We start from the raw sequence: 16,378 nt of genomic DNA on the forward strand, positions 1-16,378 counted from the left end.
GGGGACCTGATGCTGCTCACCATCGACGTCGGTAACACCAATACCGTCCTCGGCCTGTTCGAGGGCGAGGAGGTGATCGAGCACTGGAGGATCAACACCGATCCGCGGCGGACCGCCGACGAGATCGCCGTGGTCCTGCAGGGCCTCGTCCAGCAGAGCCCCCTGCTGGCGGAGACCGACATCAGTGGTATCGCCCTGTGCTCGACGGTCCCGTCCGTCCTGCACGAGATGCGCGAGATGTGCCGCCGGTACTACGGGGACGTGTCCGCCGTGATCGTGGAGCCCGGCGTGAAGACCGGGGTGCCCGTCCGGATGGACAACCCCAAGGAGGTCGGCGCCGACCGCATCGTGAACGCGCTCGCCGCCGTCCACACGCACGGCGGGCCCGCCATCGTGGTCGACTTCGGGACGGCCACGACGTTCGACGCGGTGTCCGCCAAGGGCGAGTACGTCGGCGGCGCGATCGCCCCCGGCATCGAGATCTCGATCGACGCGCTGTCGTCGCGGGGGGCGCAGCTCCACAAGATCGAGCTGGTGCGGCCCCGGAACGTCATCGCGAAGAACACCGTCGAGGCGCTCCAGTCAGGCATCATCTTCGGGTTCGCGGGCCAGGTCGACGGCATCGTGGAGCGCATGTCCGAGGAGCTCGCGGAGGACCCGCAAGAGGTCACCGTCATCGCGACGGGCGGGCTCGCGCCCCTGGTGCTGGAGGAGTCGCGGAGCATCGACGTGTTCGAGCCCTGGCTCACCCTCATCGGGCTGCGCCTCATCTACCAGCGCAACACGCCGTAGCCGGGGCGAACTCGTTCGCGGCGCATCGGGCGGGCTCGATAGCCTGGGGCGTGTGAGCGACGAGACCTACGACGACCTTCCGGAGCAGATGCGCGTCCGGCGGGAGAAGCTCGACCGCCTCCGCGAGAGCGGAGTCGACCCGTACCCGGTGACGTTCCCCCGGACGGCGACCATCGCCGAAATCCGGGAGAAACACCCGGACCTGGAGCCGGGCACGGAGACGGGCGAGAAAGTCGGCGTCACGGGTCGCGTCATGCTCGTCCGGAACACGGGGAAGCTGTGCTTCGCCACGATCCGGGACGCCGACGGCGAGATCCAGATCATGCTGTCCCTGGCCAAGGTGGGGCAGGAGCGGCTCGACTTCTGGAAGCGCGAGGTCGACCTCGGCGACCACATCGGCGTCGAGGGCGAGGTCATCACGTCCCGGCGCGGTGAGCTCTCCGTGATGGCGGACGACTTCGCCATCACCTCCAAGTGCCTGCGGCCGCTCCCGGACAAGCACGCCGGCCTCACCGACCCGGAGGCGCGGGTCCGGCTGCGCTACGTCGACCTCATCGTCAACGACGAGGCGCGGGCAATGGCGCGGCTGCGCAGCGCGACGGTCCGGGCCGTCCGGGACTTCTGGCACGAGGAGGGGTACCTCGAGGTCGAGACCCCGATGCTGCAGCCGATCCACGGCGGCGCGGCGGCGCGTCCGTTCCAGACGCACATCAACGCCTACGGCATGGACCTCTACCTGCGCATCGCCATCGAGCTGTACCTGAAGCGGCTCGTCGTCGGCGGCATGGAGAAGGTCTTCGAGATCAACCGGAACTTCCGGAACGAGGGTGCCGACTCCACCCACAACCCCGAGTTCACGATGCTCGAGGCGTACGGGACGTACCTCGACTACAACGACATGGCCGACCTGACGCAGCGGATGTACCAGAAGGCGGTCATCGCCGCGCTCGGCACGTCCGTGGTCGTCCACGACGGCACCGAGATCGACCTCGGCCTGCCGGAATGGCCGCGCGTCACCCTGTACGGGGCGGTCTCCGGGGCGCTGGGCGAGGAGATCACGCCGCACACGCCGATCGACGCCGTGCGCAAGCTCGCCGACGCGCGCGAGGTCGGCTGGGACCCCAAGTGGGGGCAGGGCAAGCTCGTCCAGGAGATCTTCGAGGAGCTGGTGGAGCACACGCTCGTCCAGCCCACGTTCGTCATGGACTACCCCGTCGAGACGTCGCCGCTCACCCGGCAGCACCGCGAGGAGCCGCTGCTCACCGAGAAGTGGGACCTCATCGGGTTCGGGACGGAACTCGGCACCGCCTACTCCGAGCTCGTCGACCCGATCGAGCAGCGCCGCCGGCTCACCGAGCAGTCGCTGCTCGCGGCGGGCGGGGACCCCGAGGCCATGCAGCTGGACGAGGACTTCCTGCGCGCGCTCGAGTACGCGATGCCGCCGACGGGCGGGGTGGGCGTCGGCATCGACCGGATGATCATGGCGTTCACCGGCAAGGGGATCCGGGACACGATCCTGTTCCCCCTGGTGAAGCCGGAGTAGCGCGGGTTCGCGGGAGCGCGGCGGATCAGGCCGACTCGCGGATCTTGAGCTCCGGGGTGAGGACGACCTGACGGTGCTGGTGCGACCGGCCCTCGGCCACCTCGGCGAGGACGAGCTCCGCCGCCTCCCAGCCGAGCTCGCGGCGCGGCTGGCCGATCGTGGTCAACGGTACGGCCGCGCTCGCGGCGAGCTCGATGTCGTCGTAGCCGATCACGGCGACCTCGTCCGGCACCCGGACGCCGAGCCGGCTCAGCTCGTTGATCAGGCCGATCGCGAGCAGGTCGTTGGCGCAGAAGATCCCGGACGGCAGGGCCGGCAGCGCGGCGATCCGCTGCGCCGCGGCCCTGCCCTCCGTGGGGCTCAGCGCGTCCATGACCAGTGTGGGCGGTTTTCCGGCGCCCGCCTCGACGAAGGTCCGGGCGGCGCCCTCGCGGCGCTCTACGCACGGCCGCGGCTCCGGCCGCCCGGTCACGAACAGGGCGTCCTCGCGGCCGAGGCCGAGCAGGTGCGCGGCGGCGATCTCCCCGCCGGCGACATGGTCGACCCGGGCGGAGCAGGCGTCCGGGGCGTCCCTGTCGATCAGGACGACGCTCATCCCGGTCGCCCGCAGCCGCGCGATCCCGGGCGGATCGAGGGCGATGGGGATGATCAGTACGCCTGCCGCGCGCTGCTCCTCCAGCAGTTCCAGGGACCGCTGCTCCTTGGCCGCGGAATTGTCGCTGGAGAGCCACAGGGCGTCGTGGCCCGACGCGTTCAGGGCGAGCTCGGCCCCGCGCGCGACGTCCGACGCGTACGGGTTCGTGAGGTCCTCGACGATGACGCCGAACGCCCGCCGGGCCGGGTCGTCGGGCCGTCCGGCACGGGGATCGGGGCCCTGCCGGAGCCGCCGGGCGGACTCGTTGCGGACGAATCCGAGCTCGTCGATCGCGGCCTGAACGCGGGCACGGGTGGCTTCGGCCACGAGGTCTGGCCGGTTTAGGACATTCGAAACGGTCCCAACTGAGACGCCGGCACGCCTCGCAACCTCACGAATACTCGTTTGTGCCAACTCGCTCCTCGTCCGCCCCGTATCTGTTCTCGCAGGTAGTTGAGTTTCTCCGATCGACCCGCCGAATTGTCGGTCACAGTGTGTGATCAAACATGCGCGAATGGTCCTTGACCGGCGCTTGACGGGCCGGATCCGGCCGCCTAGCGTTCCGAGCCGAAGCGTAGCTTGAAACGATTCACGATCTTGTCCGCAGCGTGATCCGGTGGGGCCGACGAGAAAGGGTGGGTTGGATGGCTGGCGATCTCGACCCGTCCCGGACGCGGCGCACCACCGTTCAGCGGGCGCGTCCCACGTCCTCGTGGGGAGACCCGTGGCCGATGGCGCGTCGGCATACGGTCGGCAAACGAGTGAATCGTCACCCGGAGTTCCACCGCAAGCCCCCGCATTCGGCCCTTCGGCCACCTCCGGCCAAGCGCGTGAGACGGAAAAGGAATCCGATGATCTAGTCCGGAAGGCTCCGGACCCGGCAACCCGACGCGTACAGATCGAGCCCCGTGCCTGTGCAGCGGGCGGCTGCATCCCCGCGGTCATCATCATGGACGAGGGAGGACGGAGTGGAACAGGCCACACTCGCACGTCGTGGCACCGACGATTATGGGCTGAACGAGGAGGAGATCCGCCTTCTCGCTCAGATCGCGAGCGGTGTCACCGCCGATGTGGCGGCACGCAAGCTCGAGTTGAGCGCCAGGACCTTGCGGCGCCGGCTGCGGAACATCTGCGACCGGCTGGAGGTCAACACCCCTATCGAGGCCGTGGTGTGGGCGGCCCGGAGGCAGCTCATCTGAGAGTGATCGACGACCCGTCCGGGGAGGCGGGCGTCACCGGAAAAGCAGGCGGCGAACTCACGCGAACTCCGTCCGACCCCGCAGCGGCGGCGCCGGCGCCCTGACAGGTAGGTCCCTGCAGGCGGCGCCGCCGCGGACGAGGTTCGCGGTGGGTCAGGCGACGCGGACGGCTCCCGCGTAGGGGCGGCCCCCGATGGGGGCGATCTTCACCACATCCCCCGTCTGGGGGGCGTGGATCATCTTGCCGTCTCCCACGTACATGCCCATGTGGTGGAGGTCGGAGTAGAAGAAGACCAGGTCGCCGGGCTGGAGCTGACCTCGGGAGATGTGGGTTCCGGCGTTCCACTGGCTGCCGGTGTAGTGCGGAAGGCTGATGCCGACCTGCTTGTAGGCCCACATCGTGAGGCCCGAGCAGTCGAACGTGGACGGGCCCTCCGCGCCCCAGACGTAGGGGCGGCCCAGCTTCGTCATGGCGAAGCGGAGCGCCTGGGCGGCCTTCCCCGTGCCGACGACGGGGAGCTTGGCCAGCTGCGAGGGGTCCTTCTTGACGAGGCGCCCGCGCACCTTCTCGTAGAGCTGCGTGACCTTCTTGCGCTGCGCGTCCAGGTCCGTGCGCAGCTTCTCCACCTGCCGCGCGCGTTCTTCGGCGGACTTCCGCGCGCGCTGGGCGGCCTGCATGGCCCGCATCAGGCTCTGGACCTGGCTGCTGTCGCGGGTCGCGAAGTAGTGGAGGGTGGCGGCCTGGTCGAGGACCGCCTGCGGGTCCTTGGAGGCGACGAACGTGATGGCGGGGTCGGAACCGCCCTGCATGTAGGTGGTGGCCGCCACGGTGCCGACCTTCTGCCGGATGACCTCGAGGGTCTTCTCCTGGCGCTCGGCGTTGGCGGCGGCGACCTTCGCGGCCCGCTGCGACTGCTGGAACTTCACCCGCAGCCCGTTGTACTGCTCGGTGAGCTGCTCGAGCTGGTCGGCGAGCTTGGTGGCCTGAGAGCGGAGTTCCTCCGTGGACGGCTCGGGCTCGGCGTGCGCCGTTCCGGCCGCCGAGGCGAGCGAGAGGGCCAGCGCGCCGGTCAGGCCGATCGCCCGCGCACGGAGACGCCGGGTGCGCGCAGGACGCGAAAGGGATGCAGGCCGGGACGGCTCCACGAACTCTCCTCTCCTTTCCGCCTGCCGGGCCGCTGGGGGGCTCGGGCCGAAACAGCCCGTCCGAGGGCGTGCGAGGTCGCCCTCGCACGCGGCGGGTGGCCCCGTCGAGAGCCTTCAGGGCCCGAGCGCGGATCCGGCTCCCGGGCGCTGGTCGCGGCCCGGGGGTTCGGCGGTTCGGCCTCCGTACTTCGGACGGTAGACGTCAGCGCAGGACACTAACGGAACCGTCATTGGATGCCAACCAGAACGTGCGAAAACGCAAGTTGAATCACGCGGACGGCGGGTCTTCACATACCGACGGTGCACGTCGGGTCACTATTCGACACAAGGCACGGTCACCATGGGTGCGTGGGCGCCGACTGTTGGTAAACGGCCGTTGTTCGATAATCTCGCCTGATTGTGGAGGTCGTGATCAGGCGTGCTCGTACCGCCGACGTTCAGGAGATCCGCAGGCTGGTCGATCTGTACGCCGGATCGGGACGACGCCTGCTCAAGAAGAGCGCGGTGACGCTGTACGAGGACGTGCAGGAGTTCTGGGTGGCCGAGGACCTCCAGGACGGGAGTCCGGGGCCGGTCATCGCCTGCGGTGCGCTCCACGTGATGTGGGAGGACCTCGCCGAAGTCCGCTCGGTCGCCGTCGAGAAGGGCTACGGCGGACGCGGCATAGGGCACCGCATCGTCTCGCGGCTCCTGGAGACCGCGCGGGAACTCGGCGTCCGGCGGGTGTTCTGCCTTACCTTCGAGGTGGACTTCTTCTCGCGCCACGGCTTCACGCCGATCCTCGGCACGCCTGTGGCGCCCGAGGTGTACGAGGAGCTCCTGCGCTCCTACGACGAAGGCGTGGCAGAGTTCCTGGACCTGGACCGGGTCAAGCCGAATACGTTGGGCAACACCCGGATGCTGCTTCGCCTGGAGGATTGACCCGATGAGCGATTCCCACCGCGGCCGGCCCTACCAGCCGTCCCAGGGCCAGGGATCCTATGGCCCGCCGCCCCCCTACCAGGGCCCCCAATGGCAGCCGCAGCCTCAGGCGGACCGCTGGCAGCAGGCGCCGCAGCAGCAGTGGCAGGAGCCCTCGCACGAACACCATGGAGGGCACTACGACGACGGCGACGCCGCCGGCCTGCCCCTCGCCCCCATCCTGCGGCGCGCGGGCGCGCGCCTCATCGACAACATCCTGGTGGCCGTCTTCGGCTTCGCGCTGATCCTGCCGGTCACGATCGGCGTGATGGGGCTGGGCAAGCCCGGTACCAAGACCGAGGACGAGGGCGGCATCTGGAACTGGCCGATCATCTTCACGCTCTTCTGCGTGCTGTCGGTCCTGCCGTTCATCTACGAGGCCGTGCAACTGTCCATGTGGGGCCGGACGCTGGGCAAGCGCCTCCTCGGCCTCGGCGTCGTCCAGGCGCGTCCCGCGGGCGAGGCGCTGACCACGACGCAGGGCGTGTGGCGCGCGGGCATCACGCACGTCGGATACCAGCTGGGCGTCTTCTTCTTCCTCGTCCTCGCGGTCATGGTGTGGGACTACGCCGCCTACGGGATGCTCCTGGTCTGGGCGGGCGCCCTGATGGCGTACCTGTGGGCGATCTGGGACCAGCCGCTCCACCAGGCGCTGCACGACCGCTTCGCCGGGACGCTCGTCATCGACGAGCGCGTTCCGCACGACGAGTACGCGGAGTAAGGCGGCGATGACGGCATCGCGACCGGCGCACAGTGCGGATGAGCCGGGGGAGGCGGAGCCGTCCGAAGGCGCCGGCCTCACAGGTCTGCCCCTGGCGGAGCCGGGGCAGCGCCTCCTGGCGCGCATCGTCGACACCCTCATCGTCGGCATTCCGGTCATCGTCGTGGTGCGCGAGCTGGTGACGGGCCATCGGGTCGACCTGGTGGCCCCTCCCGCCGTCGCCGGATGCTTCTTCGTCTACGAGGTGGTCCAGCTCGCCCTCTGGGGCCGGACGCTCGGCAAGCGCTTCGCCGGAATCGAGGTCGTCCCCGATCCGGACGGCCCGGCGGCGGCCGACCGCCTGCGTCTTCCGCGTGCCCTTCTTCGGGCCGCGGTCTACGCGCTGCCGATCGCGGCGCGCCCCGTCCCGGTGCTCGGGCTGCTGGCGGGGATCTTCTGGGTGGCCGACGCGGGCCTGCTGTACGAGGGCGAGCGGCGCCAGGCGCTCCACGACAGGCTGGCGCGCACGCTGGTGGTGAGACGTCCGGCGGACGCCTCAGCCGCGCCCTGAGAGCCTCTGGGGACCCGCGGGCAGCGTCCCGCGCCGCCGTACATCCCGCGCGCCGTCGTGTGCTCTATGCGCGCCGCCTGCCCTCATCACCCGATGCGCCCCTGCCGGAAAACGAACCCCCTAAGCCATGGAATCCCGCGTAAGGGGGAATCGCGGCTTTTGCGGGGTGACCGAAGTGTCCGGTGAGACGGGCGGAGCCCGGCGGTCCGGCCGGGGCCGCCTCGCCGCGAAAGAGGCGCCGGACGCCTCGAACCCGTCGTTCTCCGGACGAATGCGGTCTCGTTCCGGTCGCGGTCGGGAAACGGGACGGATGGGGTCCGCGCCGGATGCGCCCTCCGCTTTGGGATAGCGGGCGGGGAGTCGGCCACCGGCAACAGATTTCCATCCGGGCGGGCGCGTCGTTATCCCTCGACATCCGTCCCGGGCGCGGTGCCGCAACCCCCTGTCCCGCAGGGCTTCCGGAGTCCTGCGCATTCCCGGAGCCTCCCGGTTAGTGCGGTTACGGTGGGAGGTAAATCACCGACCCGGCGGCGGTGACACCGGCCCGGTTAAGGTCAGCGGGCCGCCTATTCAGGCTCGCCGGTCCCCGAGGAGAAAACCGGGCCGGAGCGCACACTCGCACGAACCGCGCTGCGACTCCCCTGGTCAGAGCGCCGGACGGAGAGCCCGGTCACGCCCTAATCCCGGGCCCGGCCCGTCCGGACGCGCAATTCCGGGCCGCCCGGCGACGCCACGGGGGCCGGCTCTCCGGCGGGCTTCCTTCCAGGAGCGGTGATTACGAAGGGTTACCGTCCGGGAAGGAAACTGGCACGGCGGTGCTGAATTGTCATCGGGCGACTTCCGGGTATACCTTTGGCGAGCGAATGCAGTTTGCTCCAGCCGAAAGGTCTGTCCCCATGGCACAGAAGGTTCAGGTGCTTCTCGTCGACGACCTCGACGGTGGCGAGGCGGACGAGACCGTAGCGTTCTCGATCGACGGCGCCTCCTACGAGATCGACCTCAGTGGCGCCAACGCAAAGAAGCTGCGGGATTCTCTGCAGCCGTTCGTGGAGAAGTCGCGTAAGGCGGGCACCGGTGTGCGGCGGCGTCGCCAGCGCGGCGCGTCCAGCCGCGAGCGCAGTGCCGAGATCCGCGCCTGGGCCAAGAACAATGGCATCAAGGTCAATGAGCGCGGCAGGATCCCGGCCACGGTCATCGAGCAGTTCGAGGCGGCCCACTGACCCGCCCGCCGTCCGGCGGCCCGTCTCCGTTCGGGAGGCGGGCCGTTCGCTTGTGGCGTAGCAGGCGGACGTTTTACCGGCCCGGCGGTGAGTTCCCGATTCTCGCGGCAAGGTGGAACGGGAGGCGGCGGGAGCGGATCTCGCCGGATGGCGACCCGGACGACCTGCGGAAAGCCCCCGTTCGCTTGGGGCGTAGCGGGAACATGGCGCATCGCCGCGGTAGTTGGATGAGACTGAACAGCGCTTAGCTGGGGAACGTCTCCTGGTGGGAGTGCACCGGGCGGCCTCCTCGGGGCGGGCTAGCATGCGGAAGGACAGTTCCGGACGTTCCGGACTCTGCCCAACCGCTCTGTGAGGAGCGACGAGATGTTCGAAAGGTTCACCGACCGCGCGCGGCGGGTTGTCGTCCTGGCTCAGGAAGAGGCCAGGATGCTCAACCACAACTACATCGGCACCGAGCACATCCTCCTGGGTCTGATCCACGAGGGCGAGGGTGTCGCGGCCAAGGCATTGGAGAGCCTGGGGATCAGTCTTGAGGCGGTGCGCCAGCAGGTCGAGGAGATCATCGGCCAGGGCCAGCAGGCGCCGTCGGGCCACATCCCGTTCACTCCCCGTGCCAAGAAGGTCCTCGAGCTTTCCCTGCGCGAGGCGCTCCAGCTGGGCCACAACTACATCGGCACCGAGCACATCCTCCTGGGGTTGATCCGCGAGGGCGAGGGCGTCGCCGCCCAGGTCCTGGTGAAACTCGGCGCGGATCTGAACCGCGTGCGCCAGCAGGTGATCCAGCTTCTGCACGGTTACCAGGGCAAGGAGCCGGCCGCCTCCGGCGGCCCCGCGGAGGCCGCGCCCTCCACGTCGCTCGTCCTGGACCAGTTCGGCCGGAACCTCACGCAGGCCGCCCGGGAGGGCAAGCTCGACCCGGTCATCGGCCGGGACAAGGAGATCGAGCGGGTCATGCAGGTGCTGTCCCGCCGCACCAAGAACAACCCGGTGCTGGTGGGCGAGCCCGGCGTCGGCAAGACCGCCGTCGTCGAGGGCCTGGCCCAGAAGATCGTCAAGGGCGAGGTGCCCGAGACGCTCAAGGACAAGCACCTCTACACGCTGGACCTCGGCGCCCTGGTGGCCGGTTCGCGCTACCGCGGCGACTTCGAGGAGCGCCTGAAGAAGGTGCTGAAGGAGATCCGCACCCGGGGCGACATCATCCTGTTCATCGACGAGCTGCACACGCTCGTCGGCGCGGGCGCCGCCGAGGGCGCGATCGACGCCGCCTCGATCCTCAAGCCGATGCTGGCGCGCGGGGAGCTCCAGACGATCGGCGCGACGACGCTGGACGAGTACCGCAAGCACCTGGAGAAGGACGCCGCGCTGGAGCGCCGCTTCCAGCCGATCCAGGTCGCGGAGCCGTCGCTGTCGCACACCATCGAGATCCTCAAGGGCCTGCGGGACCGCTACGAGGCGCACCACCGCGTGTCGATCACCGACAGCGCGCTGGTGGCGGCCGCGCAGCTCGCCGACCGCTACATCAGCGACCGGTTCCTGCCGGACAAGGCGATCGACCTCATCGACGAGGCCGGCTCGCGGATGCGGATCCGCCGCATGACCGCGCCGCCGGACCTGCGCGAGTACGACGAGAAGATCGCGGACGTCCGGCGCGAGAAGGAATCGGCGATCGACGCCCAGGACTTCGAGAAGGCCGCGGCGCTGCGGGACTCCGAGAAGCAGCTGCTCGGCCAGAAGGCCCAGCGGGAGAAGGAGTGGAAAGCCGGCGACATGGACGTCGTGGCCGAGGTCACCGACGAGCTCATCGCCGAGGTCCTCGCCACCGCCACCGGCATCCCGGTCTTCAAGCTGACGGAGGAGGAGTCCAGCCGCCTCCTGCGCATGGAGGACGAGCTCCACAAGCGGGTCATCGGCCAGGAGGACGCCATCAGGGCGCTGTCCCAGTCGATCCGCCGTACCCGTGCCGGCCTGAAGGACCCCAAGCGTCCGGGCGGCTCGTTCATCTTCGCCGGTCCTTCCGGCGTCGGTAAGACGGAGCTGTCCAAGACGCTCGCGGAGTTCCTGTTCGGCGACGAGGACGCGCTGATCCAGCTCGACATGTCCGAGTTCATGGAGAAGCACACCGTCTCGCGGCTGTTCGGCTCCCCGCCCGGCTACGTCGGGTACGAGGAGGGCGGCCAGCTGACGGAGAAGGTCCGCCGCAAGCCGTTCTCGGTCGTCCTGTTCGACGAGATCGAGAAGGCCCACCCGGACATCTTCAACTCGCTGCTCCAGATCCTGGAGGACGGTCGCCTGACCGACGCCCAGGGCCGTGTCGTGGACTTCAAGAACACCGTCATCATCATGACGACGAACCTGGGGTCCAAGGACATCTCCAAGGGCGTCTCGATGGGCTTCGCCCGCCAGAACGACGACCAGGGCACCTACGAGCGGATGAAGGCGAAGGTGTCGGAGGAGCTCAAGCAGCACTTCCGCCCCGAGTTCCTCAACCGCGTCGACGACACGGTCGTGTTCCACCAGCTCACCCCGAAGGAGATCATCCAGATCGTGGATCTGATGATCGCCAAGGTGGACGAGCGGCTCCGCGACCGCGACATGGGCCTGGAGCTGCGCCAGGAGGCCAAGGACCTGCTCGCCGAGCGCGGCTACGACCCGGTCCTCGGCGCCCGTCCGCTGCGCCGGACGATCCAGCGGGAGATCGAGGACAACCTGTCCGAGAAGATCCTCTACAGCGAGCTCAAGGCCGGCCAGATCGTCATCGTCGGCGTCGAGGGCACCGGCGAGGAGGCCAAGTTCACGTTCAAGGGCGTGCCGAAGCCGTCCTCGGTGCCGGACGCCCCGCCGATGGAGGGCGCGGTGAACTTCAACAAGGACGCGAGGTCGGCCGAAGGCTGATCTGAACGGCGATATGGCCCGTACCGGTTCCGGCCGGTGCGGGCCTTCGCGTTGCGCGCCGTCCCTCGTGTGCGGCTTCCGGCTGCCGATGGTCCCGATGAGGATCCGCGGTTCCGGACGTGCAGGGAGTGGCATGGTGATGTGGCGTGGCAGGGCCGCGGCGGTGGTCGCCGCGGTCGCGGTCGGCGCGGCCGGAGCGGCCGGGGCCGTGCTCGGCGAGCGTTCGGCGTCGGCGGGGACGCGTCCGCTCGCGGGCAGGGTCGTCGTGATCGACGCCGGGCACAACGGGCGGAACGCCGACCATCCCGCGGTGATCAACCGGAAGGTGCCGGCCGGGGGGTTCCGGAAGGCATGCGACACGACCGGCACGGAGACCCACTCCGGATATGCCGAGCACGCCTTCGCCTTCGACGTCTCGGCGCGCCTCGCGGCGGTGCTGCGGGTGCAGGGGGCGACGGTACTGCTCGTCCGTCCGAACGACCGGGGTGTGGGGCCGTGCCTGAACGAGCGTGCCGCGATCGGCAACCGGGCGCGCGCGGACGCGGTGATCTCCATCCACGCCGATGGCGCGCCCGAGTCCGGGCGGGGCTTCCACGTCATCGTGCCGGGCTACGTGAAGGGTTACACCGGGCCGATCCTGAAGTCGTCCCAGCGCCTCGGGTACGACGTCCGGAACGCTTTTCGCAGCGGTACGGGCCAGCCTTACGCGACCTACGTCGGCAAGAACGGCATGGACACGCGGACGGACCTCGGCGGGCTGAATCTGTCGAAGGTCCCCAAGGTGTTCATCGAAGCCGGCAACATGCGCAATCCCGGCGACGCCGCACGGATGAGGAGCCCCGCCTGGCGCCAGCGCGCGGCCAAGGCCCTGGCCGCGGGCCTGTCCACCTACCTGCGCCACTGATCACGCTGTTTCGCACCGGCGGTCGTCGCCGAGGAGTCCGGGGGCGCCCGGGATCGTGCGGCTCCGCCTGTGCCGGACGGCTCGTCCGGGTCAGGGGGTGGTGAGCCAGGCGTCGATCTCGCGGTTCACGCGCGCCTTGGTCGCGTCCGGGGCGAAGGAGGCGTCGACGCCCGCGCGTGCCAGTTCGGCGAGGACGCCGTCGTCGTAGCCGAACGCGTCGCGGACGCGGGCGTACTCGGTGGCCAGCGGCGTGCCGATCAGCGCGGGGATGTCGGTGTTGAGGGTCACGATCAGACCCGCGTCGCGCAGCCTGGGCAGGGGATGCTCGGCGAGCGTCGGGGCGAATCCGAGGGCGACGTTGGACGACGGGCACACCTCCAGGGGGATGCGTCGTTCCCGCACCTCCGCGACGAGGTCAGGGTCGTCCAAGACCCGGATCCCGTGCCCGAGCCGCTCGGTGCGTCCAGGGCCGAGAGCCTGCCGGATGCCGGCCGGGCCCTCCCCCTCGCCCGCGTGGTGGACGATGTGCAGCCCGGCATCGCCGGCCGCCGCGAACACCTTCGCGAACGGGTCGCCGGGGAACGCCTCATCGCCCGCCAGCCCGACCGCGACGACGTCCTCGTGCCGCCGGGCCAGTTCCAGGGTGCGCCACGCGCGTTCGACGGAGCGACGCCGCGAATGGTCGAGGATCAGCCGGCACTCGATCCCGAACGCCTCGCGCCCCGCCGCCAGGCCCTCGCGGACGGCCGTCAGCGGCATGTCGAGGTCGCCGAGCCGCTCGCCGTGCGCCGCCGCGCTGAACGACACCTCCGCGTACAGGGTGCCCTGCGCCGCCTCGTCCGCGCAGAACTCGTAGGCGATCCGGCGGAAGTCACCGGCCCGCCGCAGGCAGGATCGCACCATGTCGTTCTGCGCGAAGAACGACGCGAAGTCGCCGAAGTCCCCGACGTCGTCCGGCACCGGGACGCCGTTGGCCACGCCGATCTCCCGCAGCGTCCCCCACCGGACGGTGCTCTCCAGATGGACATGCAGATGGGCCTTGGGCAAGGCGATCAGATCCCGCACGAGCCGGACGATACGGGCAGCCCGAATCCTCACCAAGTCATTTTCGGCGCCGCCCCCGGAGTTCTTGACGGTCAGGAGGGGAGGGCGTAGCGGCCGTCTTCCAGGGGGTCCACCAGGCCGTCCGCCACGAGGCCGTCCAGGGCACGTTCCCTCTGGACGGCGTCCGGCCAGACGATGTCCAGCGCCGGTTTCTCCACGGGGCCTTCGGCTTCGCGGAGGACGGCCAGGAGGCGGCCCCGGCACTGGCGGTCGGTTCCGGCGTAGGTCTGGCCTCGGCGCGGCGGGCCGTCGTAGGCGGGTCGGCCGTTCCCGTGCCAGGTGCAGTGGGCGAGGACCGGGCAGTCCGTGCAGCGGGGCGAGCGGGCCGTGCAGACCAGGGCGCCCAGCTCCATGGTGGCCACGGCCCACCGGGCGGCGGTCGGGGGGTCCGCGGGGAGGAGCGACTCGGCCAGGTCCATCTCGGCTCTCGTCTGGGACTTCGGTGGGTGCTCGACGCCGGTGACCAGGCGGGCCAGGACGCGGCGGACGTTGGTGTCGAGGACGGCGTGCCGCTGCCGGAAGGCGAAGCTGGCGACGGCGGCGGCCGTGTAGGCGCCGATGCCGGGGAGGGCCAGGAGGTCCGCGTGGGAGGTGGGAACCTCGCCGCCGTGCCCGTCCGTGATGGCGCGGGCGGTCTCGTGGAGGCGGAGGGCGCGGCGGGGGTACCCGAGTCGGCCCCAGGCGCGGACGGCCTCACCGGCCGGTTCGGCCGCCAGGGCGGCGGGGGTGGGCCAGCGGGCCATCCAGGCGTGCCAGACGGGGAGGACGCGGGCGACCGGGGTCTGCTGCAGCATGATCTCGCTGACGAGGATGCCCCACGGGGTGGCGCCGGGGGCGCGCCAGGGGAGGTCGCGGGCGTTGGCGTCGTACCAGCCGAGGATCGGGTCGATGTACCGCATGGCGAATCGCCATTCTGGCACGGCGGGTCGCCCCGCCCGGACGTGATCATGAATTGGATACTGGGCGCATGCGTGTGGACGCGGACCGTCCCCAGTACTGGCGGCGGCGGATCGTGGTGCTGGGCGGTGTGCTCGCCGCCGCGGGGTCGCTGCTGTGGGCGTGCGGCGGAGGCGAGGACGAACCGGTGCGGCGGATCGTCCGAGACGTGACACCGCCGCCGCCCCCGACCGCCATGCCGACCGTGACGGTCACCGTGCGTGAGATCGCCCGGGAGTGCGTGGCGGACGACCTCGCCGCCACGCTGCGGGCGACACGGGACGCCTACGCGGGGACGAGCCCGCGGTTCAGGGTCAGCGTGGTGAACACCGGTGAGGAGCCCTGCGCGCTCGGCAAGGGCACGCTGGACGTGCGGATCACGTCGGGGTCCGATCGGGTGTGGTCGTCGGCGCGGTGCGGGCAGGGGACGTCCCGCCTGCTGCGGAGCGGTGCGCCGTTCAGCGACACGATCACGTGGGACCGGCGGCGCGCCTGCGGTGGGGCCGAGGCGGGGCCGGGCACGTACGTCGCGTCGCTGGCGGGGACGGGGGAGCAGGTGTTCCGGCTCCGCTGAGGCGCGTGCAACGGATCGTCACGAGCCAGCGGACCGGCCTCAGACGTAGCGCTCCAAAATCGAGGACTCGGCGAGGCGGGACAGGCCCTCGCGGACGCTGCGGGCGCGCGACTCGCCGACGCCGCCCACGCCCTGGAGGTCGTCGATGCTGGCGGCCAGGAGTTTCTGCAGCCCGCCGAAGTGCTCGACCAGGCGGTCGACGACGATGCTGGGCAGCCGGGGGACCTTCGCGAGCAGGCGGTACCCCTTGGGGCTGACGGGCAGGTCGAGGGCGTCCGGGCCGGCGAACCCCATGACCTCGGCGACGGCCGGCAGGTCGAGGAGCTCGTTCGCGGACAGGGCGTCGAGGGACGCGAGGACGGCGCCGACGCCGCGGGTGCGGGTCTCGGCGGACGGGTAGTCGCGGACGATCAGTTCGCGGTCGACGTCGACGCCGGAGACCAGCTCGTCGAGCTGGAGGGAGAGCAGGCGGCCGTCGGTGCCGAGCTCGACGACGTAGCCCTCGATCTCGTCGGCGATGCGGCGGACCATCTCCAGGCGCTGGACGACGGCGGAGACGTCGCGGACGGTGACGAGGTCCTCGATCTCCAGCGCGGACAGCGTGCCGGACACCTCGTCCAGGCGCAGCTTGTACCGCTCGAGGGTGGCGAGGGCCTGGTTCGCCTTCGACAGGATGGCCGCGGAGTCCTCGAGGACGTAGCGGATGCCGTCGAGGTACAGCGCGATGATGTGCATCGACTGGCTGACGGAGATCACCGGGCGGCCGGTCTGCCGGGCGACGCGCTCGGCGGTGCGGTGCCGGGTGCCGGACTCCTCCGTCGGGAGGGACGAGTCGGGCACGAGGTGCACGGCGGCCCGGACGATCCGGTTGCGGTTGCTGTCGAGGACGATCGCGCCGTCCATCTTGGCGAGCTCGCGCAGCCGGGTGGCCGAGAACTCGACGTCGAGTTCGAAGCCGCCGGTGCAGAGCTCCTCGACGGTGCCGTCGAGCCCGAGCACGATCAGCGCGCCGGTGTGGCCCCGGAGGATGCGCTCCAGACCGTCGCGGATCTGGGTCCCCGGTGCCACCGCGGCGAGCGTGGCGCGGCGTCGTTCGTCATGAGCCTTGTCGTGTGCTGGCACCTGGCCCCCGGGAGGTCGCTGGACTGCGCCAGTTTACCGAGGACGGCCGCGGCCCGGTTCCCCCGCTGGTCGGAAGCG

General features: G+C 70.5%; 15 protein-coding genes. 10 read left to right on the forward strand and 5 right to left on the reverse strand.

All coding sequences use genetic code 11. The features are described from left to right. The first annotated feature begins 9 nt into the window (after positions 1–9). Positions 10–792 (forward strand): type III pantothenate kinase, encoded by a 783-nt coding sequence (locus tag IE99_RS0103815; RefSeq protein WP_030163713.1) that lies wholly within the window; start codon positions 10–12, stop codon positions 790–792. Positions 793–844: 52 nt separating this feature from the next. Further along, positions 845–2,335 (forward strand): bifunctional lysylphosphatidylglycerol synthetase/lysine--tRNA ligase LysX, encoded by a 1,491-nt coding sequence (gene lysX / locus IE99_RS0103820; RefSeq protein ID WP_030163714.1) that lies wholly within the window; start codon positions 845–847, stop codon positions 2,333–2,335. A gap of 25 nt (positions 2,336–2,360) precedes the next feature. On the opposite strand, the gene IE99_RS30945 is transcribed toward lysX, so the two are convergent. After that, positions 2,361–3,920 carry a LacI family DNA-binding transcriptional regulator gene (locus tag IE99_RS30945; protein ID WP_342666178.1) on the reverse strand — a complete coding sequence of 520 codons (1,560 nt, stop codon included), beginning with the start codon at positions 3,918–3,920 and terminating at the stop codon, positions 2,361–2,363. 17 nt (positions 3,921–3,937) lie between these two features. Here IE99_RS30945 and IE99_RS0103830 point away from each other — a divergent pair, with 17 nt between their 5' ends. Next, the gene (locus IE99_RS0103830; protein WP_030163717.1) at positions 3,938–4,168 is read left to right on the forward strand and encodes a transcriptional regulator; all 231 of its coding nucleotides are present in this window, start codon (positions 3,938–3,940) and stop codon (positions 4,166–4,168) included. Between the two features lie 153 nt (positions 4,169–4,321). Here IE99_RS0103830 and IE99_RS0103835 read toward each other — a convergent pair whose 3' ends face one another. Further along, positions 4,322–5,314, reverse strand: a complete 993-nt coding sequence (locus tag IE99_RS0103835) for a C40 family peptidase (RefSeq protein ID WP_030163719.1) — start codon at positions 5,312–5,314, stop codon at positions 4,322–4,324. Between the two features lie 399 nt (positions 5,315–5,713). On the opposite strand from IE99_RS0103835, the gene IE99_RS0103840 reads away from it, so the two are divergent. From IE99_RS0103840 to IE99_RS0103870, 6 genes are all read left to right on the forward strand, one after another. Continuing rightward, positions 5,714–6,235 (forward strand): amino-acid N-acetyltransferase, encoded by a 522-nt coding sequence (locus IE99_RS0103840; RefSeq protein ID WP_211258715.1) that lies wholly within the window; start codon positions 5,714–5,716, stop codon positions 6,233–6,235. A gap of 4 nt (positions 6,236–6,239) precedes the next feature. Further along, positions 6,240–6,995, forward strand: a complete 756-nt coding sequence (locus IE99_RS0103845; protein ID WP_030163725.1) for an RDD family protein — start codon at positions 6,240–6,242, stop codon at positions 6,993–6,995. Between the two features lie 7 nt (positions 6,996–7,002). Continuing rightward, the gene (locus IE99_RS0103850) at positions 7,003–7,545 is read left to right on the forward strand and encodes an RDD family protein (RefSeq protein WP_030163726.1); all 543 of its coding nucleotides are present in this window, start codon (positions 7,003–7,005) and stop codon (positions 7,543–7,545) included. Positions 7,546–8,441: 896 nt separating this feature from the next. Next, entirely contained in the window at positions 8,442–8,765 is a 324-nt protein-coding gene (locus IE99_RS0103860; protein ID WP_030163731.1) for a histone-like nucleoid-structuring protein Lsr2, read from the forward strand. A gap of 366 nt (positions 8,766–9,131) precedes the next feature. Further along, a complete protein-coding gene (locus IE99_RS0103865; protein ID WP_030163734.1) occupies positions 9,132–11,660 on the forward strand; it encodes an ATP-dependent Clp protease ATP-binding subunit in 2,529 nt (842 codons plus the stop codon). A 133-nt stretch (positions 11,661–11,793) separates the two neighbouring features. Next, complete coding sequence (locus IE99_RS0103870) at positions 11,794–12,564, forward strand: N-acetylmuramoyl-L-alanine amidase (RefSeq protein ID WP_157610029.1); 771 nt, start codon at positions 11,794–11,796, stop codon at positions 12,562–12,564. A 90-nt stretch (positions 12,565–12,654) separates the two neighbouring features. Here IE99_RS0103870 and add read toward each other — a convergent pair whose 3' ends face one another. Both add and IE99_RS0103880 read right to left on the reverse strand, forming a co-directional pair. Continuing rightward, positions 12,655–13,629, reverse strand: coding sequence for an adenosine deaminase (add, locus tag IE99_RS0103875; RefSeq protein WP_030163738.1), 975 nt, complete (start codon positions 13,627–13,629; stop codon positions 12,655–12,657). Positions 13,630–13,700: 71 nt separating this feature from the next. Then, positions 13,701–14,567, reverse strand: coding sequence for an HhH-GPD family protein (locus IE99_RS0103880; protein ID WP_030163740.1), 867 nt, complete (start codon positions 14,565–14,567; stop codon positions 13,701–13,703). A gap of 68 nt (positions 14,568–14,635) precedes the next feature. Between IE99_RS0103880 and IE99_RS0103885 the strand changes: the two genes are divergently transcribed. Beyond that, a complete protein-coding gene (locus IE99_RS0103885; RefSeq protein WP_051711924.1) occupies positions 14,636–15,178 on the forward strand; it encodes a hypothetical protein in 543 nt (180 codons plus the stop codon). A 39-nt stretch (positions 15,179–15,217) separates the two neighbouring features. On the opposite strand, the gene disA is transcribed toward IE99_RS0103885, so the two are convergent. Then, the gene (disA, locus tag IE99_RS0103890; RefSeq protein WP_030163744.1) at positions 15,218–16,300 is read right to left on the reverse strand and encodes a DNA integrity scanning diadenylate cyclase DisA; all 1,083 of its coding nucleotides are present in this window, start codon (positions 16,298–16,300) and stop codon (positions 15,218–15,220) included. Positions 16,301–16,378 lie beyond the last annotated feature (78 nt).

The sequence above is a fragment of the Spirillospora albida genome (genome assembly GCF_000718255.1).
In the GTDB taxonomy this organism is placed as follows: Bacteria; Actinomycetota; Actinomycetes; order Streptosporangiales; family Streptosporangiaceae; genus Spirillospora; species Spirillospora albida.